The organism is Sulfitobacter litoralis, assembly GCF_900103185.1.
GTDB classification, from domain to species: domain Bacteria; phylum Pseudomonadota; class Alphaproteobacteria; order Rhodobacterales; family Rhodobacteraceae; genus Sulfitobacter; species Sulfitobacter litoralis.
The window spans coordinates 102,602-127,080 of record NZ_FNJD01000006.1 but is presented as its reverse complement, the minus strand read 5'-3'; the positions used below and the strand labels follow the sequence as shown (position 1 = coordinate 127,080).

General features: G+C 60.5%; 20 protein-coding genes. 12 read left to right on the top strand and 8 right to left on the bottom strand.

Features of this window, described 5'->3' with window-relative positions:
- Positions 1-36: 36 nt before the first annotated feature.
- Positions 37-1,758: a peptide ABC transporter substrate-binding protein gene (locus BLQ98_RS07105; RefSeq protein WP_093732645.1), complete on the bottom strand. Its 1,722-nt coding sequence runs from the start codon at positions 1,756-1,758 to the stop codon at positions 37-39.
- Positions 1,759-2,067: 309 nt separating this feature from the next.
- Between BLQ98_RS07105 and BLQ98_RS07100 the strand changes: the two genes are divergently transcribed.
- From BLQ98_RS07100 to BLQ98_RS07080, 5 genes are all read left to right on the top strand, one after another.
- Positions 2,068-3,900, top strand: coding sequence for an ABC transporter ATP-binding protein (locus BLQ98_RS07100; RefSeq protein WP_093732644.1), 1,833 nt, complete (start codon positions 2,068-2,070; stop codon positions 3,898-3,900).
- Positions 3,901-3,913: 13 nt separating this feature from the next.
- Positions 3,914-5,074 (top strand): acetylornithine deacetylase, encoded by a 1,161-nt coding sequence (gene argE, locus BLQ98_RS07095; protein ID WP_093732643.1) that lies wholly within the window; start codon positions 3,914-3,916, stop codon positions 5,072-5,074.
- 130 nt (positions 5,075-5,204) lie between these two features.
- On the top strand, positions 5,205-6,551 hold the full coding sequence (locus BLQ98_RS07090) for an NAD(P)/FAD-dependent oxidoreductase (protein WP_093732642.1): 1,347 nt from the start codon (positions 5,205-5,207) through the stop codon (positions 6,549-6,551).
- Positions 6,552-6,576: 25 nt separating this feature from the next.
- Entirely contained in the window at positions 6,577-7,740 is a 1,164-nt protein-coding gene (locus tag BLQ98_RS07085; protein ID WP_093732641.1) for a M20 aminoacylase family protein, read from the top strand.
- Positions 7,741-7,784: 44 nt separating this feature from the next.
- On the top strand, positions 7,785-8,948 hold the full coding sequence (locus tag BLQ98_RS07080) for a M20 aminoacylase family protein (protein ID WP_093732640.1): 1,164 nt from the start codon (positions 7,785-7,787) through the stop codon (positions 8,946-8,948).
- Positions 8,949-8,983: 35 nt separating this feature from the next.
- Here BLQ98_RS07080 and BLQ98_RS07075 read toward each other — a convergent pair whose 3' ends face one another.
- From BLQ98_RS07075 to moaA, 3 genes are read right to left on the bottom strand one after another with little or no spacing between them, the layout of a single operon-like run.
- A complete protein-coding gene (locus BLQ98_RS07075; protein ID WP_093732639.1) occupies positions 8,984-10,045 on the bottom strand; it encodes a glycosyltransferase family 4 protein in 1,062 nt (353 codons plus the stop codon).
- Positions 10,042-11,328, bottom strand: coding sequence for a 3-deoxy-D-manno-octulosonic acid transferase (locus BLQ98_RS07070; RefSeq protein WP_093732638.1), 1,287 nt, complete (start codon positions 11,326-11,328; stop codon positions 10,042-10,044). Before BLQ98_RS07070 ends, BLQ98_RS07075 begins: the two co-directional genes overlap by 4 nt.
- Before the next feature lie 7 nt (positions 11,329-11,335).
- On the bottom strand, positions 11,336-12,343 hold the full coding sequence (moaA, locus tag BLQ98_RS07065; protein WP_093732637.1) for a GTP 3',8-cyclase MoaA: 1,008 nt from the start codon (positions 12,341-12,343) through the stop codon (positions 11,336-11,338).
- A gap of 85 nt (positions 12,344-12,428) precedes the next feature.
- Between moaA and BLQ98_RS07060 the strand changes: the two genes are divergently transcribed.
- Positions 12,429-12,950, top strand: a complete 522-nt coding sequence (locus BLQ98_RS07060; RefSeq protein ID WP_167354518.1) for a hypothetical protein — start codon at positions 12,429-12,431, stop codon at positions 12,948-12,950.
- An 86-nt stretch (positions 12,951-13,036) separates the two neighbouring features.
- On the opposite strand, the gene BLQ98_RS07055 is transcribed toward BLQ98_RS07060, so the two are convergent.
- The 3 genes from BLQ98_RS07055 to glmU are packed head-to-tail and all read right to left on the bottom strand — an operon-like array spanning position 13,037 to position 16,931.
- Positions 13,037-13,768, bottom strand: a complete 732-nt coding sequence (locus BLQ98_RS07055; protein ID WP_093732636.1) for a DNA alkylation repair protein — start codon at positions 13,766-13,768, stop codon at positions 13,037-13,039.
- Positions 13,765-15,585 (bottom strand): glutamine--fructose-6-phosphate transaminase (isomerizing), encoded by a 1,821-nt coding sequence (glmS, locus tag BLQ98_RS07050; RefSeq protein WP_093732635.1) that lies wholly within the window; start codon positions 15,583-15,585, stop codon positions 13,765-13,767. The genes BLQ98_RS07055 and glmS overlap by 4 nt, the downstream gene beginning before the upstream one ends.
- A gap of 2 nt (positions 15,586-15,587) precedes the next feature.
- Entirely contained in the window at positions 15,588-16,931 is a 1,344-nt protein-coding gene (gene glmU / locus BLQ98_RS07045; RefSeq protein ID WP_093732634.1) for a bifunctional UDP-N-acetylglucosamine diphosphorylase/glucosamine-1-phosphate N-acetyltransferase GlmU, read from the bottom strand.
- A gap of 118 nt (positions 16,932-17,049) precedes the next feature.
- Between glmU and BLQ98_RS07040 the strand changes: the two genes are divergently transcribed.
- Both BLQ98_RS07040 and BLQ98_RS07035 read left to right on the top strand, forming a co-directional pair.
- Positions 17,050-17,721 carry an HAD-IA family hydrolase gene (locus BLQ98_RS07040; protein ID WP_093732633.1) on the top strand — a complete coding sequence of 224 codons (672 nt, stop codon included), beginning with the start codon at positions 17,050-17,052 and terminating at the stop codon, positions 17,719-17,721.
- Positions 17,722-17,734: 13 nt separating this feature from the next.
- Entirely contained in the window at positions 17,735-18,928 is a 1,194-nt protein-coding gene (locus tag BLQ98_RS07035) for a DegT/DnrJ/EryC1/StrS family aminotransferase (RefSeq protein WP_093732632.1), read from the top strand.
- Positions 18,929-19,023: 95 nt separating this feature from the next.
- Here BLQ98_RS07035 and BLQ98_RS07030 read toward each other — a convergent pair whose 3' ends face one another.
- Positions 19,024-19,494, bottom strand: a complete 471-nt coding sequence (locus BLQ98_RS07030) for a pyridoxamine 5'-phosphate oxidase family protein (RefSeq protein WP_093732631.1) — start codon at positions 19,492-19,494, stop codon at positions 19,024-19,026.
- A 146-nt stretch (positions 19,495-19,640) separates the two neighbouring features.
- Here BLQ98_RS07030 and BLQ98_RS07025 point away from each other — a divergent pair, with 146 nt between their 5' ends.
- The 4 genes from BLQ98_RS07025 to BLQ98_RS07010 are packed head-to-tail and all read left to right on the top strand — an operon-like array spanning position 19,641 to position 24,472.
- Complete coding sequence (locus tag BLQ98_RS07025; protein ID WP_093732630.1) at positions 19,641-20,804, top strand: isovaleryl-CoA dehydrogenase; 1,164 nt, start codon at positions 19,641-19,643, stop codon at positions 20,802-20,804.
- Positions 20,801-21,292, top strand: coding sequence for a lysozyme inhibitor LprI family protein (locus BLQ98_RS07020; RefSeq protein WP_093732629.1), 492 nt, complete (start codon positions 20,801-20,803; stop codon positions 21,290-21,292). Before BLQ98_RS07025 ends, BLQ98_RS07020 begins: the two co-directional genes overlap by 4 nt.
- Complete coding sequence (locus BLQ98_RS07015) at positions 21,292-22,815, top strand: AMP-binding protein (RefSeq protein ID WP_093732628.1); 1,524 nt, start codon at positions 21,292-21,294, stop codon at positions 22,813-22,815. The genes BLQ98_RS07020 and BLQ98_RS07015 overlap by 1 nt, the downstream gene beginning before the upstream one ends.
- 52 nt (positions 22,816-22,867) lie before the next feature.
- A complete protein-coding gene (locus tag BLQ98_RS07010) occupies positions 22,868-24,472 on the top strand; it encodes a carboxyl transferase domain-containing protein (protein WP_093732627.1) in 1,605 nt (534 codons plus the stop codon).
- Positions 24,473-24,479 lie beyond the last annotated feature (7 nt).

Below are 24,479 nucleotides of genomic sequence, written 5' to 3'. Positions count from 1 at the left end.
CACGCAGGGCGCGTGCTCCTCTGACCTGGGGCGTGATTATTCTTTCACGCGGTACCAGTCGGCGGCATTCCAAAGTTCGGAATCCCAAGTGTTCAGGATCACGCCGCCCAATGTGTCGGACGCAGCGGAAACCCGACCACGGTCGACCAGCGGAACGATGGTCATGGTGTCACGCGTGATGATGTTGTTCAGCTGCTTGGCGATCTCGCCACGCTTGTCCAACTCGCCCGTACGCGACAGTTCGTCCAGCAGCGCGTCATATTCTTCGCTGCAGAAACGGTTGATGTTTTCACCCTGCCATTGGCTGGATGGCTTGGGTTCGTTGCCGCAACGGTAGGCAGACAAGTAGGCCTGCGGGTCGGTGCCGTCAAAGTTGTTCGCGTACATTTCAACGTCGGCATAGAACTTCTGGAAGGTGTCAGGCGAACCTGGGTCACCACCGAAGAAGACCGAAGAATCAAGGTTGCGCAGCTCGACTTCGACACCGATCTGGTTCCACCAGTCTTTGATCAGCGCCTGGAAATCCTGACGCACAGCGTTGGTCGAGGTCTGGTACAGCAGGGCCAGTTTCTCACCGTCTTTGTCACGGATGCCATCGCCATCGCTGTCGGTCCAGCCGGCTTCTTCCAGCAAGGCTTTGGCACCTTCAAGATCCTGCGTCAGACATTCAGTGTTGTCGGATGCGTAAAGCTCGGGGGCGGGTACAAGGTTACAGGTTGCACGGCCGGCTTGGCCGTAGCCCACTTCGACCAGCAAAGGACGGTCGATCGCCATGGAAAGCGCCTTGCGGACCTTGAAGTCCGACAGGATCGGGTGCGGATGCGCAAGCGTCGCACGTTCACCTTCTGGCAGCTCTGGCGACGGATCGGTCATGTTCATTTCGATCCGTTCGACCAAGGTACCGAATGCAGAGATCGCCTGACCTTTACCGCCTTCGGCCATCTTCGCTAGCACGTCGGGGGCCAGCTGCATGTTCCAGGCATAGTCGTATTCGCCAGTTTCCATTACGGCACGGCCCGCCGCATTCGCATCACCACCACCCTTGAGGGTCAGTGTCGCAAACGCAGGTTTGTTCGGATCGCGGTAGTTGGGGTTGGCTTCCATCTGGATCACGTCATTGGGACGGAAGTCCGTGACGCGGAATGGGCCGGTGCCAATGGGGTTAAAGTTGGCTTCGGTACATTCCGGAGCTTTAGCCCCCAGACAATCCTTGAACTGCGCGGCCTGAATAATCGGGGATTGCGCACCCATGAAAGGGCCATAGGGGTTTGGCTTGGCGTCAGAAAAATGGACGGTCACCGTCAGATCATCCACGATATCGATGCTTTCGACACCATCGAATTTTGACGCCTGCGCGCAACCGCCTTCGGGGTGCATACAGTATTCAGCGGTGAACTTCAGGTCTGCCGACGTCACCGGCGTACCATCGGACCAAAGCAGGCCTTCTTGCAGCTTCCACGTTACGGATTTCAGATCTTCGGACACACCGCCGTTCTCAACGGTGGGAATTTCGGCAGCCAGATAGGGCACCAGTGCGCCGGTTTCGTCATAGCGGCCCAGTGGTTCGAGCACGAGGCTCGCGGCCTCGAGGTCTTTTGTGCCGCCCGACAGATAGGGGGTCATGATCGAGGGCGCTTGCCAGTAGATCACTTTTACCTCGCCGTCACGTCCACGCTCGCCCTCATGGGCGGCGCCAAACGCGGCGGGGGCTATCGCTACGGAAGCCGCAGCCCCCAGTAACAGGGTTTTCATGTTCATAGCTTACTCCTTGTTGAACACCGGTGATTTTTTTTGGTGCCTTTTTTATGGTCCGTCTTTCTGGCACTGCCAAAACCGTCACGCTGGATCGACACAGGGGAGGTGGGGCATCGGGGCTGGCAAAACTGCCCGCTACAATGCCCGTTTTTCCGGCCACGCCAAATACGTTGAAGCATCGAAACAGGTTTGAAAAAAAAAGCAAGCCTCCAAAGCTGTGGATGTTAGCGGTCGCGCTGACGGATTTGACACCGATGGATGATTGGCCTTAGCGTCGTCTGATTGATTAAACGAGAAGCGCTGGAAAATACCATGCTAGACGAGGCAAAGCCGACACCAATCGCGCAAATTCAAGAACTTAGGGTGGAATTCCAAACCCAGGACGGACCCGTCTTGGGGGTGGAGAACGTCAGCTTTGACATCAATGCGGGTGAAACTGTCTGCGTCGTGGGCGAATCCGGCTCGGGTAAATCGGTGTCCTCGCTGTCGCTGATGCGTCTGGTCGAGTTCGGGGGCGGAAAAATTGCGGGCGGACGCCTATTATTTGAGCGACAGAACGATCCCGCTGTCGATTTGGCGCGCACAGATCAGGATGTGATGCGCGAAATTCGCGGCAACGAGATCGGTATGATCTTTCAGGAACCGATGACCGCGCTGAACCCGGTCTTTACCGTGGGCCGCCAGCTGACCGAAGGGCTGCGCCTGCACAAAAACATGTCCAAGTCGCAAGCCGAGGCGCGTGCGCTCGAGCTGTTGACCCAAGTACGCATTCCCGAACCCGCTCGCCGGATGAAGCAATACCCGCATGAGCTGTCAGGCGGGATGCGCCAGCGGGTTGTGATCGCCATGGCGCTTGCCTGTTCGCCACGATTGCTGATCGCGGATGAACCCACGACCGCACTTGATGTAACCATTCAAGCGGAAATCCTTGCGCTGATAGACCGGCTGAAACGCGAGACCGGCACCGCGGTGATGTTCATCACCCATGATATGGCGGTTGTGGCCCAGATGGCTGACCGCGTCGTCGTCATGTTCCGCGGCAACAAGGTCGAAGAGGGCTCGGTCGAGGAAATCTTCGAGAACCCGCAGCACCCCTATACCAAAGCGCTGCTGGCCGCTGTGCCGAAGCTGGGCGAGATGCGCGGCAAGGCCTACCCCGAACCGATGAAGCTGCTCGGCACGCAAGACAAGGAAATCGTGCCCATTAAAGGGACCGAGGAAACGCTGCTGACCGTCAATAACCTGACCACGCGCTTTCCGGTGCAGGGCGGCTTTCTGCGCCGCACGGTTGCCAATGTCCACGCGGTCGAAGACCTGTCGTTCACCATCAACAAGGGCCAGACGCTTAGCCTTGTGGGCGAATCCGGCTGCGGTAAATCTACGGCAGGGCGGTCTATTCTGCGGCTGGTCGAACCCCAGTCGGGGGAGGTCAACCTTGACGGCAAAGACATCATGGCACTGGATTCGCGTGGCCTGCACAAGGCGCGGCTGGACATGCAGATGATCTTTCAGGACCCGTTTGCCTCGCTCAATCCGCAAATGCAGCTGTCGGATCAAGTGGCCGAACCAATCCATAACTATGGCACGCTCAAGGGGGCCGAGTTGACCAAACGCATCGAGATGCTGTTTGACCGCGTGGAACTACCGCGCAGCTTTATGCGGCGTTTCCCCCATGAATTGTCGGGCGGGCAACGCCAGCGGGTCGCGATCGCACGTGCTTTGGCCCTGAACCCCAAACTGATTGTGGCGGACGAGGCCGTGTCGGCGTTGGATGTGTCGGTGCAGGCGCAGGTGGTCAATTTGATGCTTGAGCTGCAGCAGGAATTGGGACTGTCCTTCCTTTTCATTAGCCACGATATGGCGGTGGTTGAACGGGTCAGCCACTATGTCGGCGTCATGTATCTGGGACGGATCGTCGAGATGGGCCCCCGGGCGCAGGTGTTCGAAAATCCGCAGCACCCTTATACCCAAGCCTTGATGAAGGCCGTTCCCATCGCTGATCCGCGTCGCCGGAAAAAGGAAAGCGAACTGAATTTTAAACCGATCCCGTCGCCGATCCATCCGACAAGCTATGTCGCGGAACCCTCTGTTTACAAAACCGTATCCGCGGGCCATCAGGTGCTGATCACCGATAGCGGATACTAAAGGACCTCAATTGATGACTGCGCGCATGACCCCGTTTGAGCTGATGGAAAAACTTGTCAGCTTTCCCACCGTCTCACGAGACACAAATATCCCGCTGATCGACTGGGTGGCGGAATATCTCGAAAGCCACGGCATCGCGTCACACCGCTATATTCACCCCGATCAGCCCAAGCACGCGCTTTTTGCGCATGCCGGCCCGTGGGAAGAAGGCGCGGTTGTTCTCTCTGGTCATACAGATGTGGTGCCTGTCGACGGCCAACCCTGGGACAGTGATCCATTTACCGTGGTCGAACGGGACGGGCGGTATTATGGCCGTGGCTGCTGCGATATGAAGGGGTTCGACGCCTTGGCGATCTGGGCCTTGGTAGAGGCACATCATGCTGGCGTGCAACGCCCACTGCAAATCGCGCTGAGCTTTGACGAGGAAATTGGCTGCACCGGTGCGCCTCCAATGATCGAAGCGATGCAGCCGGTGCTGCCCAAGGGCGCGTTAGTGATCGTGGGCGAACCCTCCACGATGCAGGCGGTGACAGGGCACAAGGGCGGCACGGGCTTCAACACCCATGTCGTTGGCTTCGAGGTACATTCGTCGCTGCTGCACACCGGCGTCAACGCGATCATGGCAGGGGCCAAGCTGATCGAATGGGCCAATGAGGTGAACACCGAAAATATGGCGCGCAAACCCAGCGACCTTGCCGCAATGTTCAACCCGCCTTTCACCACCGCACATGTGGGCGTGATCTCTGGCGGGACGGCCCATAATATCACCGCCAAGGATTGTCACTTTGCCATGGATTTCCGCGTCGTGCCGGGCGAGGACAAAGACGCCTGGGGCACCGCCTATCTTGAAAAAGTGCGCGAAGTCGAACAGCAGATGCAAGAGGTCGTCCCCGAAACCTATATCGAGATCACGCCCCGTTTTGACGTGCCAGCACTCCAGCCCGAGAAAGACGGACTGGCCGAAACGTTCGTGCGCCAGATCACCGGCGACAACGCCAGCCACAAAGTCAGCTACGGCACCGAGGCAGGGCAGTTTCAGGAGGCAGGCTACAGCGCGGTGGTTTGCGGACCCGGCGACATTGCGCAGGCGCACCAGCCTAACGAATACATCGAAGTCACCCAATTCGAGGCTGGCCATCAATTCATGCGCGACCTGCTTGAACGGTTGAAATGACCCAGCGCAGCGGCCCCCTTTTTCCAAATGGTACCAAATCCCGGGGGAGGGGCCGCCCTGCGGCGCCGGGGGCTGGCCCCCGACCCAGGCTTGCTTCGCCCGCGACGCCCACGCAGTATAAAGCCTGACCATGCAGCCGTTCCCGATTAATGCCACCACCCCCATCACCTATCCCGGCCCGCCCCCTGCGGCCTCGGATATCATTGTGATTGGCGGCGGGATCATCGGGGTCTGCACCGCTCTCTTTCTTGCGCGTGACGGGCATTCTGTGACCTTGCTGGAAAAAGGCCGCATCGCTGCCGAACAATCCAGCCGCAACTGGGGCTGGATCCGGCAACAGGGGCGGGATCCCGACGAGATGCCGATCATGGCCGAGGCGCAGGCGATCTGGCGTGATCTGGCAGGGCAAACAGATGTCGATATCGGTCTGCGGCAAGGCGGCATTGCTTATCTGGCGCAGAAACCGGCGCAGCTGGCCGGCTACGAAGACTGGCTGCCCCATGCACGGGCCAATGGCGCGGACAGCCGGCTGATGACTGCGGCGGAGGTCTCTGCCATGTTTCCCACCCTCGCCACACCGCAGATCGGCGGATTAATAACGCCGTCGGACATGCGCGCGGAGCCTTGGGTCGCCGTGCCCGCACTGGCCGGTATCGCCGCCCGAGAGGGCGTGCAGATCATCGAAAATTGCGCCGTACGTGCTCTCGACATCGCTGCGGGGCGTATTGCAGGGGTGATCAGCGAACAGGGCCGTATCAAATCCTCGCAGGTGGTTCTGGCGGGCGGTGCCTGGTCGGCGCTGTTTCTACGCAACCACGGTATTTCGATGCCGCAGCTGTCGGTGCGCGAAAATGTGGCAGCGACAGAGCCCTTGCCCGACGTCTATGCTGGTGCGGTATCAGACGGGCGGGTCGCATTCCGTCGCCGCGAGGATGGCGGCTATACGCTTGCCCCACCCGGCGCGCCCGAGCTGTTCGTCGGGCCGGATGCGTTCCGCGCGTTGCCTCACTTTATGACGCAATTGCTTGCCGATCCCTTTGGCCAACGGCTCCATCCGTTTGCACCCAAAGGCTTCCCCGATGCATGGGGAACCAAACGGCGCTGGCAGCCGGACGCCCCATCCCCGTTCGAGGCGATGCGCATCCTGGATCCCGCCCCCAATATGGCCAAGATCCGCCGCCTGCTGCGTGATTTTTCGGCAATGTTTCCGGAATTTGGTCCAATAAAGCTGAAATCCGCATGGGCAGGTATGATCGACACCATGCCCGATATTGTCCCTGTCGTAGATACTGTGGCAGCCCTACCGGGGCTGACGATTGGCACCGGCATGTCAGGCCACGGCTTTGGCATCGGGCCGGGTATGGGCCGCGTTCTGGCTCGTCTGGCAACCGGAAAGGGTGCTGGCCATGATCTTAGCCGGTTCCGGCTTGCGCGGTTCACCGATGGAACCCCCATGATATTGGGGCCCAACGTTTAGTCATAATAAAAAGGAACGTGCGCCGATGCCGATCAAGAACCGCTTTGCCGAAACCCACGCCGAGATCACGGCATGGCGGCGTCACCTGCACACCATTCCCGAACTGTTGTTCGATCTGCCGCAGACTGCAGCCTTTGTCGAAGAAAAGCTGCGCAGTTTTGGCATCACCGATATCACGACAGGCGTGGCACAAACCGGTATCGTCGCGGTGATCGAGGGAAAGACCAATACCTCGGGGCGCAGCATCGGGTTGCGGGCGGATATGGACGCGCTGCCGATCACAGAGGCAACTGGGCTTGAATATGCGTCAAAAACGCCGGGCAAGATGCACGCCTGCGGCCACGACGGACATACCGCAATGCTGCTTGGTGCGGCGCAATACCTGGCGGAAACACGCAATTTCGATGGGCGCGCGGTGCTGATCTTTCAACCTGCCGAAGAGGGCGGCGGGGGCGGCAATGTCATGGTCGAGGAAGGCCTGATGGAGCGGTGGTCGATCGACGAAGTCTACGGCATGCACAATATGCCGGATCATCCCATCGGTACATTCGCGATCCGCAGCGGGGCGTTGCTGGCGGCGGCGGACGAATTCGATATTACCATCACCGGGCAGGGTGGTCATGCCGCTGCACCCCATGAAGCGATTGATACCAACCTTGCTGCGGCCCATGTCGTCGTGGCACTGCAATCCATTGCCGCGCGCAATGTCGACCCGATCAAGAACGCGGTGGTGTCGGTCTGCACCATGCGATCCGACACCGACAGCTATAATGTCCTGCCGCAGACGGTGCGGTTGCGCGGTACCGTTCGCACCCTTGATGCAGGCATCCGCGATCTGGTGCAGGACCGCTTGCAGTCAGTCGTGTCCCACACCTGCGCGGCCTATCAGTGTACCGCCGACATCACCTACGCGCGCGGCTACCCCATCACCGTGAACGCAGAGACCAACACCAGCTATGCCGCTGACGTGGCCGAAAACATCGCGCCCGGTGTGGACCGTGACACGCCCCCGATCATGGCGGGGGAGGATTTCTCGTATATGCTGAACCAGCGCCCCGGTGCTTATATCATGCTCGGCAATGGCGACGGGCCGACCGTTCACCACCCTATGTATAATTTCAACGATGACGCGATCCCCGCAGGTTGTAGCTGGTACGCGGAAATGATTGAAACAAGATTGCCAGCCTAGCCGCCGGCTTGCCTTTATCCCCCAGACCCTCAAGGACTTCGAAAATGCCCGTTAAGAACCGATTTGCCGAATTGCACACCGACATCACCGCATGGCGACGTGACCTGCATGAACACCCCGAAATCTTGTTTGAGACGCATCGCACCTCTGCCACCGTCGCTGAAAAGCTGCGGTCCTTTGGCTGTGACGAAGTCGTCGAAGGCATCGGGCGTACCGGCGTTGTCGGCGTGATCAAGGGCAACTCCACCGCGTCGGGCAAGGTCATCGGGCTACGCGCAGATATGGACGCGCTGCCGATCCACGAGCAAACCGGGTTGGACTATGCCTCCAAGACGCCCAACGCGATGCACGCCTGCGGCCACGACGGCCACACGGCGATGCTTTTGGGCGCGGCGCAGTATCTGGCCGAAACGCGGAACTTTGACGGGACGGTCGTGGTGATCTTTCAGCCCGCCGAAGAAGGGGGCGGCGGCGGGCGCGAGATGTGCGAAGATGGCATGATGGACCGCTGGGGCATCCAAGAGGTCTATGGCATGCACAACTGGCCCGGTATTCCCGCAGGTCAGTTCGGCATTCGCCCTGGCCCGTTCTTTGCGGCCACCGATCTGCTCGAGATCGAGGTCGAAGGTCTGGGCGGCCACGCTGCCAAGCCGCATGAGACCATCGATACAGGCGTTGTGACCGCGCATATCATCACCGCGCTGCAAACCATCGTCAGCCGAAATGCGGACCCTGTGGGCAATATCGTGGTGTCCATCACCTCGATTGAATCCTCCTCCAAGGCGTTCAACGTCATCCCGCAGCGGGTGAACCTGCTGGGCACCGTGCGCACTTTGTCAAACGACCTGCGCGATCTTGCAGAAAAACGCGTGACAGAGATTTGCGAAGGCATCGCCACCACCTTTGGCGCGACGGCACGGGTCAAATACGTGCGCAACTATCCGGTGATGGTGAACCACGACGCGCAAACCGAATTCGCGGCGGATGTCGCACGCGGTATCTCAGGGCAATGTGACGAAGCACCCTTGGTCATGGGCGGCGAGGATTTCGCCTTTATGCTCGAAGAGCGCCCGGGTGCTTATATTCTGGTCGGCAATGGCGACACCGCGATGGTGCACCACCCGATGTATAACTTTAACGACGATATCATCCCTGCTGGCTGCAGCTGGTGGGCAGGTATCGCCGAACAGCGTATGCCAATCGGCTAAAGCTCATGCGCATGGGGCGTGGGGAAACCCGCGCCCTATGCCGCCAGCAGTTTACGGTAAATCTTGACCAATGCCGCGGCTTCGCGCGCAATCGAAAAATCCGACACGACATAGCTGCGCCCGGCCTCTGCCCACGCGGCCAGACGCGTCCGGTCAGACAGGGCATCGCGTGTCGCGGCCTCAAGCGCGGGGATATTGTCTGGGTCCACCAGCAGGCCGGTTGTGCCTTGCACTACAAGCTTTTCAAACGCGCCCACACGGGTGGCGACGACTGGCACACCGCAGGCCATCGCTTCGATCGGGGTCAGTCCGAACCCTTCCCAGCGTTGCGGCGCGACATACAGATCCAGCACACGGTAGAAATCGGCCATATCGCCTACGGGTACTTCTGGCAGAAAGAGCATCCGGTCCGACAGGCCCTCGGCGCGGGCGCGGTCTTTCAGGCCTTTCTCGAAGGCTTCGTATTTCTCGGTCGCGCGCCCCATCACAAGGGCCACGACATCGGGATTGTCCCGCAGGATGGGCAGCATCGCCTCGACAAAGGCATCGGTGCCCTTTTGTGCGCGGATACGGCCGTAGCAGCCCACCAGCGTCGCGTTCACTGGCAGCTTAAGCTCGGCGCGCAAGGCGGCGCGGTCGGGCGAGGGGGCAAAACCTTCGGTGTCGATGCCATGCATGATCACATGGCCGGGGTTTTCCAGATAGGCGTTGGTCCGGTCCGAGGTCGCAACCACGGTATCCATCCGCCGGATCAGCCAGCGCGTCAGGCCGGTCTGCTCGCGTTGGCTGGCCGAGGTGAACATCAGCTTAAGCCGTTTGCCCAGCAGATAGCGCAGCGCCAGCCCGCCCAGCATCTCTACGTTGCGCCGCGCGTGCCAGACCCGCCAACCAGAGGCTGATGGCCCCAGCCGCGACATGGTGATCAGCGACAATAAAGGCACCTGTGGCACGTCCTCGGGGACGACAGGACCGGTCGCCACGATCGATATGTCACGCGATTGCACCGGCACCAGCCGCATCACAGTGGCGGTGACGCCGCTCAGCCGGCGCTTGAAGTTCGGGGCGATCACATCGGTGCGGGCAAGCGGGTGGGTCATGGGGTATCCAACTTGAGAGTGGTGATCAGACGGCTGGCGATCGCATCCAGCTGGTCGTCCTGCGCGGCGATGAAACGGGATGCGGCGGCGGTCATCGTCGCGCGCTCTTGGGGATTGGTCAAGAGCGACAGGACGCGGGCGGTCAGGTCTTCGCCATCCGCCACAATCCGCGCGGCCCCTTCGGTTTCAAGCTGCGCATAGGTCTCTGCAAACGCCGCGACATGGTTGCCTGACAGCACAGCCGCGCCCGATTGCGCCACCTCGAACGGGTTGTGCCCGCCAATGGGCAAAAGAGAGCCGCCCAGAAAAACCACGTCAGACAGGCTGTACCACAGACCCAATTCACCCAGCGTATCCGCCAGATAGACTTGCCCGCCCGGCGCGTCGCCGCGGCTGCGCCGTTGGACGGTCAAGCCAGCATCATGGGCCAGCGCCTCGATCGCGTCGCCGCGTTCAGGATGACGGGGGGCAAGGATCAGACATAGATCGGGCAGGTCGCGCAACAGCTTGCGGTGTGTCGCAAGGACGGTGCGTTCTTCGCCTTCGTGGGTCGAGGAGGCAACCCATACGGGCCGCCCGTCAAGCGCCGCGGTCACCCGCGCAAGCGCCTTGTCGTCGACCGGCAGAGGGCCCGCCATAGATTTTAGATTCACCCCGCGCGAGACGCGATCGGCAGGGGCGTGCATGCGTATCATATTGCGTGCCATCGCGTCATTCTGGGTCAGGATCAGCGTAAAGACATCAAACAGATAGCGGGCTGTGCGGGGCCATTTCTCCCAGAAATCCACGGTCTTATCAGACATCCGCGCATTAACCAAAGCCATCGGCGCACCTGTCGCATGGGTCCGGCGCAGCATCTGGGGCCAAATCTCGCTTTCGACAAAAATCGCGGCATCGGGCCGCCAGTGCGACAAAAAGCGCTTAAGGGGGCCGGGCGCGTCAAGCGGGGCGAACTGGTGCACGCTGCGCGGCGGCAGACGCTGCGCCACCAGCTTGGCCGAGGTCGCGGTGCCCGATGTGATCAGGAATTGCGCGTCGGGCAGCATGATGCCCATGCGGGTGATCAACGCCAGCACCGACAGGCTTTCCCCGACCGAGGCAGCGTGGACCCAGACCAGTTTTCCATCCGTCTGGCGCGGCAGCGTTGCAATACCGCGTTTCTCGCCCGCGCGGGCGGCGGGCACATCTTGCCCGTGCAATTTTCGCGCCTCTGCGCTGGCGGCAAAGGGGATCAGGCAGCGACTGGCGAGAACCCAGGCGCGGTACAGGAAAGGTGCGGACACGGTCGGGTCAGCCGCCTGTGTGGCTCATGTGGCGGGGCATCTGCCCATCCAGCTTTTGCCGTGAATAATCAAAGTCATGGCCCTTGGGCTTTAGGCTGATCGCCGCGCGGATGGCGTCTTTTAGGGGGGCGTCATCTTCGGGGTGGTTGCGCAAAGGCGCACGCAGGTCGGCCACGTCTTCCTGACCCAGACACATGTAGATCTCGCCCGTGCAGGTGATCCGCACGCGGTTACAGCTTTCGCAGAAGTTATGAGACAACGGCGTGATAAACCCGATCTTCTGACCGGTCTCTTCAAGCCGCACATAACGCGCAGGCCCGCCAGTGTTCTCTGCCAGATCGGTGACTGTATAATGATCCTCATAGGCGCGGCGCACGTCTTTGAGGGACCAGTACTGACCCAGACGGTCCTCGTTCCCGAGATCGCCCATGGGCATCACCTCGATCCACGTCAGATCAATGCCGCGGTCGGCACACCACGCGGTCATGCTGGGCAGCTCGGCCTCGTTAAAGCCCTTCAGCGCCACGGCGTTGATTTTGACCCGCAGCCCCGCATTTTGCGCAGCATCAATACCGCGCAGGACCTGGGGCAGGCGGCCCCAGCGTGTGATATCGGCAAACTTTTGATCGTCCAGCGTGTCCAGCGACACATTCACGCGGCGCACACCGGCGGCATAAAGGTCGGCGGCGTAACGCTCGAGCTGGCTGCCATTGGTCGTCAACGTCAGCTCTTTGAGCGTGCCGGCGTCCAGATGGCGGGTCATGCTGTTAAAGAAGGTCATGATCCCCTTGCGCACCAAAGGCTCGCCCCCTGTGATGCGCAGTTTTTGCACCCCGAGATCGACAAAGTTGGTGCACAGCCGATCCAGCTCTTCCAGAGACAGAAGTTCCTTTTTGGGCAGGAAGGTCATATTCTCGGACATGCAATAAACACAGCGAAAGTCACAGCGATCTGTAACAGAGACGCGCAGATAGGTGATAGCGCGGGCGAACGGGTCAATCAAAGGTGCATTCATATGTCATAGGTAAACATCGGCCCATCGCGGGGCAAGTAGCATTTAGGAGATTGAAGCGGGTTCGTTGGATGGTTAGATTTATCGCATGAAACATTATTTTATTTTAGGTATCGCTGTCGTGGGTCTGGCCGGATGTGCCGGCGTAACGGATCGTATGGGTCTGGGTAACAAGGCCGGCGACGAAACTACGCCCGCCGTTGCAGCAGAACCTGATGTGGAAACGGGCCAAACGGCGACCCCGTCGCCGGCTACCACTGCGCCACGCCCGCCTGCAGCTGCGCGGACGGCGGATGCCCTGGATACCACGACGGCTGAACAACGCGCCGAGGCGTCCAAACCCGCAGCTTCGGGGGCCAAGTCGCTTGGCACGACCGTGGCCTCGCTTGGCAGTGCGACGGAACCGGGGCTGTGGCTGAAAACGCCGCTGGTAAAATCAGAGATGCAGGGCCGCGTGACCAACCCCGCGACTGGTAAATCTTCTACCGTAGAGCTGATCCCGCTGGACGGACCTGCATCGGGCGGCAGCCGTATGTCACTGTCTGCATTGCGGTTGATCGGGGCGTCGCTGACGGATCTGACCAAGGTCGAAGTGTCAACGAACGGGTAACTCGCCGTCCCATAACATCAAATGCAAAACGGGCGTCCGAGGAAAACCTTGGACGCCCGTTCTCGTTCAGGATCAGCCTTGCAATTTCAGTCTTCCGACGTTGCGTCGGTGTCATCGGCTGCTGCTTCAAGCGGGAAGTCAGGCAGATACCGTGCTGCCTCTTTGATCGCATAAGGCTTGAGATGTGTGCGGTTGGCTTCGATAAACTCTGCCGCCCGCGCTGGATCATGACGGCTGAGGTCGCGTACCCACCAGGCGATGGCCTTTTGCAAGATGCCGTTCTTGACCGGCAGATAGCCCGCCGCCCAGCCAAGGATACGCTCGCGCGCGTCCAGCTCTTCGGGTTTTGGGTTATTCTGCTTGGTCCATGGCAATGTGGCGACCAAGGCTGCGCGCTTTGACCAAAGCTCTCCGGATTGGGTCCAGCTTTCGACCACATCCAGACGCTGAGGATCGGCAAGCAAACGCTTTTGCGCGGCCATACAGGCGTGATCGGCGATGGCCCAGCTGTCAAAATCGGGCACCCAGCTTTGGATCAACTGCCACGCCGCTTCGTCATCGGGGCGCAAGCGGGCTTGGGTCAGCAGTTTCGCGGCCGCGAGCCGGGCCTCGAAAATGTCAGTCTGCCACAGCGCGTCCGCCAGCGAAATCCGGTCAGCCAACGACAGCTCGGCCCGCCAGGTTTTGGTCAGATCGTTGATCTGCGGGTTGGTCACGCCCAGATAGGGGCGATCCACCTTGTGCGCGCTGTGCAGTTTGTCCACCGCAGTGGGGTTAGCCAATGCGTTCAGCTGCGCCATATAGGGGGCTAGGTTCATTCTACGGTCACCGATTTGGCTAGGTTGCGTGGTTGGTCGACATCTGTCCCCTTGGCGATGGCAGTATGATAGGCCAGCAGTTGGGCAGGGATGGCATAAAGGATCGGGGCGAGCGCATCTGCAACCGGCGGCATTTCGATCTGCCCCCATGTGCCTTCGGATTCTGCGTCCAGTCCTGCGCGGTCCGAGATCAGGATGACCTTGCCCTTGCGCGCCATAACTTCTTGCATGTTGCTGACGGTTTTATCGAACAACGCGTCGTTTGGGGCCATGACCACCACAGGAACGTTTTCGTCAATCAGCGCGATGGGGCCGTGCTTTAGCTCTCCGGATGCATAAGCTTCGGCGTGTATGTAACTGATTTCTTTCAGTTTCAACGCACCCTCAAGGGCAAGGGGGAACATCGCGCCGCGCCCCAAAAACAGCACGTCGCGTGCCGAAGACAGCTTGTAGGCCTCGTCACGCAGTGCCCCGTTTTGCTCGAGCGCTGTGTTGATCAGCGACGGCATGGACCGCAGGCCTGAGACGTAGTCTGCCAGCTCTTCCTTGGTGATTGCACCGCGGTCAACGGCGGCTTTCAGCACCATAAGGAACAGGACGGTCAACTGGCAGGTGAACGCTTTGGTGGATGCAACGCCGACCTCTACGCCCGCATGGATCGGCAGCGCCAGATTGCTTTCACGTGCAATCGAGGACTCAGTGACATTCACAACCGAGGCGATCAAATCAGCCTTGCCCGCGCAATAGCGCAGGGCTGCGAGTGTATCGGCGGTTTCGCCGGACTGGCTGACAAACAGGGCCATCGTGCGGTCAGAAATCGGCGGTTCGCGGTACCGGAATTCCGAGGCCACATCGACTTCAACGGGCAGGCGTGCAATCTGCTCGAACCAGTATTTCGCCGTAAGACAAGCGTAAAAGGCTGTCCCGCAGGCGACCATGGTGATCCGGTCGAGCTTGGTGAAATCAAGGCCCGGATCGGGCAGCATGATCTCTCCGTCCGTGGTCAGGTAGCGCGATAGCGCCTCGCCGATGACGGCGGGCTGTTCGGCGATCTCTTTCGCCATAAAGTGTTTGTGGCCGGCTTTGTCGATGCGGGTGGTGTCGAGGCTGATTTTCTTAACCACACGATCGACAGGCGCGTCATTGGCGTCGAAAATTTTGACCGACGTACGGGTCAGGACGGCGCGGTCGCCTTCTTCAAGGTAGGTCACGCGGTCTGTCATCGGCGACAGGGCAATCGCGTCGCTGCCCAGATACATCTCGTTGTCGCCATAGCCCACGGCAAGCGGGGCCCCTTTGCGTGCGCCGATCATCAGATCGTTTTCGCCGTCAAACAGGAACGCCAGCGCAAAGGCCCCGTGCAGCCGTGCGATGGTCTTGGTTGCGGCGTCCACCGGGCCTAATCCTTCTGCCATGTACTTCTGGGTGAGCAGCGCAACGGTTTCCGTGTCCGTTTCGGTCACGAATTCCACGCCGTTCTCGGCGAGCTCAGCCCGCAGTTCGCGGAAGTTTTCGATGATACCATTGTGCACGACGGCCACGGGTCCCGCCTGATGCGGGTGGGCGTTGGTGACAGAGGGGGCACCATGGGTGGCCCAACGGGTGTGGCCAATGCCTGACTTGCCAGCCAGCGGCTCATGCACCAACAGGTCTGACAGGTTTACCAGCTTTCCGACTGCCCGGCGGCGGTCCAGCTTGCCTGCGTCAACCGTGGCGATACCGGCGCTGTCATAGCCGCGGTATTCCAAGCGTTTCAGGGCTTCGACGAGGGTAGGCGCAACTTCGTGTTGGCCAAGGATACCGACAATACCACACATGATTAGCTGCCTCTCTGCTGTTTGGCCTTTAACATTTCGAACAATTTCCGGGCCATGCCGGGTTTTTCTACCTGCGGTGCGCGCGCAAGCGCCAGCGCGTCTGCTTCTACATCCGACGTGATCACCGATCCTGATCCTGTCATCGCGCCGTCGCCGATATGCACGGGAGCCACCAACATGGTGTTTGACCCGATAAAGGCATTGGCCCCGATATGGGTATGGTGCTTCATCACGCCGTCGTAGTTGCAGGTGATTGTGCCCGCGCCGATGTTGGCTTTGGCACCGATGGTTGCGTCGCCGATATAGCTCAGGTGGTTCACCTTGGCCCCTTCGGCGATCTGCGCGTTCTTCACCTCGACGAAATTGCCGATGCGCACATCCTCGGACAGCTCCGCACCGGGGCGCAGACGGGCGTAGGGGCCGATGATGCCACCACGGGCGACATGGCACCCTTCAAGGTGGCTGAACGCGCGGATGGTGGCACCGGATTCAATCGTCACGCCGGGTCCAAAGACCACATTGGGTTCGATCACCGTGTCGCGTCCGATATAGGTATCGCGTGCGAAATAGACTGTATCGGGGGCCATCAGCGTGATGCCGTCTTCCAGCATCGCCGCACGGGCCCGCGATTGGAACGCGGCATCGGCAGCGGCCAGATCAGCGCGGGAATTCACGCCCATTGTTTCGACCTCGTCACAGGTGACAGCAGTGGCTTTGAGCCCGCGATCCCGTGCAATGCCGATGATGTCGGTGAGGTAGTATTCTTCCGACGCGTTGTCATTGCCAACGGCGTCAATCAGGTCAAACAATAGATCAGATTTGCAAGCAACAACGCCGCTATTACAAAGCGTTATCGCGCGCTCTTTATCTGTGGCGTCTTTGTATTCGACGATGCGATCCAGGCTGTCGCCTTGCATCACCAGCCGGCCATAGCGCGCAGGATCGGCAGCGTCGAAGCCCAGCACAACGACATCGTTCGACTTCAGCGCGTCACACATTTTTTCGAGGGTTTCGGTCTGCACAAAAGGCGTATCGCCGTACAAAACGATAGCCGTGCCTTCGAACCCCGCCAGCGCCTCGCGTGCTTGACCGACGGCGTGGGCGGTACCAAGCTGCTCTTCTTGAACCACAACCTGCGCTTCATCGTCAAATGCTTGGGCTGCGGCACGCACCTGATCGGCACCGTGACCTGCAACAACGACCGTACGGGCAGGCGATAATGCCGCGCCAGAGGCCATAGCGTGTTCCAATAGCGGTGCGTGGGCGACGGCGTGCAGAACCTTTGGCAGGTCCGATTGCATACGGGTACCTTTGCCTGCGGCCAAAAGGATCAGTGCGACTTCCATGTATAATCTCTTTAATCAATTTAATGTCCGCTCTCTTTACCTTGTTGACGATTTTGCGCAAGGCTAGGGGTCATCAAAGAAGATTTCCGCCTGCAATACATTCAGCAAAGGAATGCCGATGAAAACGGTAGTATTCGACCTCGACGGGACCTTGGCAGACACCAGCGGTGACCTGATTGCCGCGGCCAATGCGTGTTTCCGGGATATGGGCGAGGGTGATGTTCTGGATGTGAAAACCGACGCTGGCACGGCTTTGAAGGGCGGGCGCGCGATGCTGCGTTTGGGAATGGAAAGGCTGGGTCGGGCTGAGGACGAAGCAACGATCGACCGCTATTACCCTATGCTGCTCGAGGCCTATGGCCGCGAGATCGACACCCATACGGTGCTTTACCCCGGCGCGATGCAGGCAGTAGCGGCGTTGAAAGCCGCAGGCTACCGCGTGGCAATCTGCACCAACAAACCCGAAGCGCTGGCCCATACACTGCTGACAAGGCTCGGCGTGCGTGATGCCTTTGGCGCGATGGTGGGGGCTGACACGCTGGCGATGCGCAAGCCGGATCCCGAACATCTGTTCGAAACGGCTCGCCGTGCCGGGGGTGATCCGGCGCTATGCTTGCTGGTGGGGGATACCAATACCGACCGCGAGACGGCGCGCGCGGCGGGGGTGCCTTGCATTCTGGTGTCCTTTGGCCCCTCGGGCGACGATATGGCGGCACTGGCCCCCGAAGCCTTGCTGAATCACTATGACGACCTGCCTGATATCGTGACCCGTCTGATCGGTGCAGCCTGACATGGTAGCAAACATGGCCGAGGTGTTCACCGGCAGCTTTACCCAGCAAGAGCCGATCCCCGAGGATGCCATAGACGCCGCCGTCGCCGTTATGCACCACGGACGGCTGCACCGCTATAACACCGTTCAGGGCGAAACCGCCGAGGCCGCGCTGCTGGAGCAGGAATTCGCAGCGATGGTGGGCGCACAATACTGCCTTGCCGTGGCCTCGGGCGGTTATGCCATCGCCACCGCCCTGCGGGCTGTCGGCGTCAAACCGGGAGACCGGGTGCTATCCAACGCCTTTACGCTCGCCCCCGTGCCCGGTGCGATTGCCGCGGTCGGGGCGGAGCCTGTCTTTGTCAATGTGACAGAAGGGCTTGTGATCGATCTGGAGGACCTCGCCGGCAAACTGGATCAGGCGCGGGTTCTGCTGCTAAGCCATATGCGGGGTCACATTTGCGATATGGACGCACTGATGACGCTTTGTGATGCCGCCGGTGTCACGGTGGTAGAGGATTGCGCCCATACCATGGGGGCCAGCTGGAACGGCGTGCCTTCGGGGCGGCGTGGGGCTGTGGGATGCTATTCGTGCCAGACGTATAAACATGTTAACGCAGGCGAGGGCGGACTGCTGGTCACCGATGATCCCGAGGTGGCAGCGCGGGCGATCATGCTTTCGGGGTCCTATATGCTTTTTGATCGGCATGTCGCCGGCCCCCCGCCAGAAACCTTCGAGACGATCAAATACGATACGCCCAATATCTCTGGCCGGATGGATAACCTGCGCGCCGCGATCCTGCGTCCGCAGCTGCGGCGGCTCGATGCTCAGATTGGAAAGTGGAATGCGCGGTATCAGGTCGTAGAGGACGGCTTGCGCGATACCCCTGGGCTGACCGTGATCAGCCGCCCCGACGCAGAACACTTTGTCGGGTCATCCATTCAGTTCCTGCTATCAGGCTGGCAAACACCAGCTATAAAAGCCGTCCTGTCACGCTGTGCCGCCCGCGGCGTGGAGCTTAAGTGGTTCGGCGGCGCAGAACCTGTCGGCTTCACCAGCCGCTATGATTCATGGCGCTACGCCAAATCCCCCGTGCTGCCCGCTAGCGATGCGGTGCTTTCCAGCATCATCGACATGCGCGTACCGCTAACATTCTCGCTGGACGATTGCGCGCTGATCGCACGGATCATTCGCGCAGAGGTCACGGCGGTATTCCAGCAGGGGTAAGCGGTCGGATCCCACCGCCTCGGGCTCAATCGCCAAGGGGCCGGACATGTGCCGGCCCCTTTCTGTGACATGGTGGTCTGTTCAACACTCGGTGTTCAGAACCGGATCGTCCCGTGTTCGCCTGCATCTGCAACCTGCTTGGTCACGTTGGCTTTGGCGATCTCATAGAGGAACGACAGGCTGCCGCCGGTCAACCAGACCTCGGCCTGTTTCAGGTCCATGCGCACGAGCTGCACGTCGTCATCCTTGCGCCCGTCCTTGAACCATGCAGCGGCAAAGGCGTTCCACAGGTCGTCCAGTTTGGCAGGGTCGGTCACAGCCTGAACGGTGCCGTCGATGCGGGCGTAGAGATGTTCGTCCTTGCTGGTCACCAGATATTCGGCCGCGGCACCCGTTTGGGCCGATTTCGCCAGATCGGTATCACGTGCAGTGATGAACCAAAGGCAGTTCGCGTCATGGTCGGCATAGTGGCTCATGGGGATGGCGCGGGCTGTATCTGTCGCCAGCATCCCGATGCGGGTTTCATCAATGCGGTCCCAGAATTCTTTCTTCATCGAGGTGCTCATATCGCTGCGTCCTTTCGGCAATGTGTTACAGTGCTAACATTAGCGATGCGGTTACAGTTCCACGGTCGTGCGACATTTGCTTGACCGAATCCGCGAGAAGTGTAGTGTAATGAACAACTGTTCAATAAACTCGGGGGGAGGGTTATATGTTCAACACCACCATGAAATTCGATTTGGGCGATGATGTGAACGAGATGCGCGACATGGTGCACCGTTGGGCGCAAGAGCGGGTCAAACCCATGGCCGCTGATATTGATGCCAAAAACGAATTCCCGCCCGAGCTTTGGGAAGAGATGGGCAGCCTTGGTCTGCTGGGTATGACGGTTGAAGAAGAATTCGGCGGCTCTGGTATGGGGTATGTCGCGCATACCGTCGCGGTGGAAGAAATCGCGCGGGCGTCTGCTTCGGTCTCTCTGTCCTACGGCGCGCACAGCAACCTTTGCGTCAACCAGATCCGCTTGAACGGCAGCCCCGAGCAGAAGGCGAAATTCCTGCCGGGTCTGTGCTCTGGCGAACATGTCGGCGCGCTGGCGATGTCCGAACCCTCTGCGGGCAGCGACGTGGTGTCGATGAAGCTACGCGCCGAAAAGCGCAATGACCACTACCGCCTGTCGGGCAACAAATATTGGATCACCAATGGCCCCGATGCCGACACGCTGGTCGTCTATGCCAAGACCGACCCCGACGCCGGATCAAAAGGCATCACCGCCTTTTTGATCGAGAAAGATATGAAGGGGTTCTCAACCGGTCAGCATTTCGACAAGCTCGGCATGCGCGGGTCCAACACGGCCGAACTGATCTTTGACAACGTCGAAGTCCCGTTCGAAAACGTTCTGGGCCAAGAAGGGCGCGGCGTGGCTGTGCTGATGTCGGGGCTCGACTACGAACGTGTGGTGCTGGCAGGCATTGGCCTTGGGATTATGGCCGCCTGTCTGGACGAGATCATGCCCTATATGGCCGAGCGCAAGCAGTTCGGGCAGCCCATCGGGAACTTCCAGCTGATGCAGGGTAAGATGGCGGATATGTACACCGCGATGAATTCTGCCCGTGCTTATGTTTACGAGGTCGCCAAGGCCTGCGACCGCGGTGATGTGACCCGCGCCGATGCCGCCGCCTGCTGTCTCTATGCCAGCGAAGAAGCGATGAAACAGGCGCATCAGGCGGTGCAGGCAATGGGGGGCGCGGGCTATCTGTCTGACAACCCCGTGGGCCGTATCTTCCGCGACGCCAAGCTGATGGAGATCGGGGCAGGGACCTCGGAAATCCGTCGTATGCTGGTGGGCCGCGAGATGATGGGAGCGATGGCGTGAAACGCGTCGCGCTCGCCTTGATGCTATGCGCCGCACCGCTTGCCGCGCAGGACCTGCAGTATAGCGATCGCGGGACAGAGCTCTGTCTGGCCGACGCAGAGGGCTATGCGGCAAAGCTGGCCTGCGCGGGCGCGTCGGCGAACCAGTGTATGGAGGATACGCCAGGCGGAAGCAGCACCTACGGCATGGGCGGCTGTCTGGACCGCGAACTGCAATTCTGGGACCAGCGGTTGAATGACAATTACGCCGCTGTGATGGTTCAGGCAAAACGAAGGGATGCGGATGCGGTACCCGCTTCCGAAGACAGAGCCGGTGTGGCCGACGCCCTGCGCGAGATGCAACGCGCCTGGATCGAATTTCGTGACAAAGCCTGCACCTATGAGGCGGCGCTATGGCAAGGCGGCACAGGTCAGGGGCCAGCTGCGATCAGCTGCCTGATGGAGCAGACAGCGCGTCAGGCGCTGTCGCTGGACGTGTGGGAAGACTGATGGCCCGCGCCCTGCCAGGACTGGACCGTTCGGGCGCATGGGATATTCCGGCGCGGCTGAACATGGCGGCGCAATGTCTGGCGCAGGATTCCGCGCAGCTGGCGATCATTGATCTGACGGGTGATGCACGGCACGATGTCAGCTTTGGCGCGCTGTCCGATATGGTTGACGGATTGGCCCGTGCCTTGGCGCAACGGGTGCGGGCGGGCGACCGTGTGGGCGTGCTGCTGGGGCAAAGCCCATGGTGCGCAGCTGCCCATTTGGCGATCTGGAAAATCGGTGCGATTTCAGTGCCTTTGTTCAAGCTCTTCAAACATGATGCGCTTGCGTCGCGGGTGCGCGATGCAGGTGTGACGCTGGTGTTGACCGATGCCGAAGGGCGCGATCTGCTGGGGGATCTGGCAACCTCGTTAATGGCGGATAGCGTCGGCGTGGCGGGCGACCCTGTCGTCTTTGCCGACACCGGCCCTGACGATCCGGCGGTGCTGATTTATACCTCTGGCACAACCGGTCCACCCAAGGGCGCGCTGCATGGGCACCGGCTGCTTACAGGCCACTTGCCTGGCGTCTCGCTGAGCCATGATATTTTGGGGCAAAGCGGCGATTGCCTGTGGACCCCGGCGGATTGGGCATGGATCGGCGGGCTGTTTGATGTGCTGATGCCGGCGCTGGCACTTGGTGTGCCGGTGGTCGCCGCGCGGTTGCTTAAATTCTCACCCGAGGCCTGCGCCTGTATTATCCGGGACGGCGATGTGCGTAACGTGTTCTTTCCGCCAACCGCGCTGCGGATGCTCAAAGCCGAAGGAGCCGAGATTGCGGGTCTGCGGTCCGTCGCATCGGGCGGGGAGCCTTTGGGGGCAGAGATGCTGGCGTGGGGCCAACAGGCCTTTGACTTGTCCATCAACGAATTCTACGGCCAGACCGAATGTAACATGGTCGCCACCAGCGCAGGCAGCCAGTTTCCACCCCGCCCGGGATGTATCGGAAAACCTGTTCCAGGCCATGATCTCGCGGTGCTGGACGTGGAGGGAAATCCGACAAAAGACGAAGGCGATGTCGCAATCCGCAAGGGATCGGCGTCGATGATGCTGGGCTATTGGCAGCGCCCCGATGAAACGGCGCAGAAATATCGCGGCGATTGGATGCTGACCGGCGATCGCGGCGTGTTCGACGGGGACTACCTGCGCTTTGTCGGGCGCGAGGATGATGTGATCACCTCTAGCGGCTATCGCATCGGTCCGGCAGAGATCGAGGATTGCCTGCTGACCCATCCCGATGTCGCAACCTGCGGTGTCGTCGGCAAGCCTGATGCGCTGAGGACCGAGATCGTTAAAGCCTATGTCGTGCGCAAATCCGGTGCGACCGTTGACGCACAGACCCTGCAAGACTGGGTCAAGACCCGCCTTGCCAGCTATTCCTACCCGCGCGAGGTGGCCTTTCTGGACGCTTTGCCAATGACCGTCACAGGCAAGGTGATCCGCCGCGAGCTCAAGGCCCGCGCCGCTGCCGAAGGGGCTGCGTAATGCAGAACCTGACTTTGACGCCCCCCCATTCCATCCGATCAAGGAGACCGACATGAAGCTTATTTCGCAAGCCTTGCCCTCGTCCGAAAGCTTCAAGGCGAACGAGGCCGCGCATCTGGCCGCGCTGCAAACCATCCGCAAGGCGGCGGATGCGGCGGAACTGGGCGGCGGCGAGAAATCTCGCGCCCGCCACGTGAGCCGCGGCAAGATGCTGCCGCGCGAACGGGTGGCCAATCTGCTCGACCCCGGATCGCCGTTCCTTGAGGTCGGGGCACTGGCGGCCCACGGGCTCTATGGCGGGGCGGCCCCAGCGGCGGGTGTAATCGCGGGTGTCGGCAAGGTGCAGGGCATCGACTGCATGATCGTGTGCAATGATGCGACAGTGAAGGGCGGCACCTATTTCCCGATGAGCGTCAAGAAACACCTGCGCGCCCAAGAGATCGCAGAGGAAAACCATCTGCCCTGTATTTATCTGGTCGATAGTGGCGGCGCGAACCTGCCCAATCAGGACGAGGTCTTTCCCGACCGTGACCACTTTGGCAGGATTTTCTACAATCAGGCGCGGATGAGCGGCAAGGGCATCCCCCAGATCGCGGTGGTCATGGGCTCGTGTACTGCGGGCGGTGCCTATGTGCCCGCGATGTCGGATGTGTCGATCATCGTCAAAGAACAGGGCACAATCTTTTTGGCGGGACCGCCGCTGGTAAAGGCCGCTACGGGCGAGGTGGTCAGCGCCGAGGATCTAGGCGGGGGCGATGTGCACACCCGTCTGTCAGGTGTGGCGGATTATCTGGCCGAGGATGACGCCCATGCGCTGGCGCTTGCGCGTCGTGCCGTGGCTGGGCTGAACCGCGCGGCCCCGATGAACGTGCAGTGGCAACCCGCCGAAGACCCCGCCTATGATCCGGCCGAGATGCTCGGCGTGGTCCCCGCTGATCTGCGCACGCCCTATGACATCCGCGAAGTCATCATGCGGCTGGTCGATGGCAGTCGCTTTGACGAGTTCAAGGCCCGCTTTGGTGAGACGCTCGTCTGCGGTTTTGCCCATGTCAAAGGCTGTCCCGTGGGGATCGTCGCAAATAACGGCGTGCTGTTTTCGGAATCAGCCCAGAAAGGTGCGCATTTTGTAGAGCTCTGTTCGCAGCGCAAAATCCCTCTGGTCTTTTTGCAAAATATCACCGGCTTTATGGTCGGGCGGAAATACGAGAACGAAGGCATCGCGCGGCACGGGGCCAAGATGGTGACGGCCGTGGCCTCTACCAACGTCCCCAAGATCACCATGTTGGTGGGCGGGTCGTTTGGGGCCGGTAACTATGGCATGGCGGGGCGCGCCTATTCCCCGCGCTTCATGTGGACATGGCCCAACTCGCGCATCTCGGTCATGGGGGGCGCGCAGGCGGCGGGCGTTCTGGCCACGGTCAAACGGGACGCCATTGAACGCGCCGGCGACAGTTGGACCGAGGAAGAAGAGACGGCCTTCAAGCAGCCCACGATTGATATGTTCGAAGAACAGTCGCACCCGCTGTATGCGACAGCGCGGCTTTGGGATGACGGCGTGATCGACCCGCGCCACAGCCGCGAGGTGCTGTCGCTGTCGCTGCGGGCAAGTTTGAATGCGCCGATCGAGGATACACGCTTTGGCGTGTTCCGGATGTAAGGGGAAA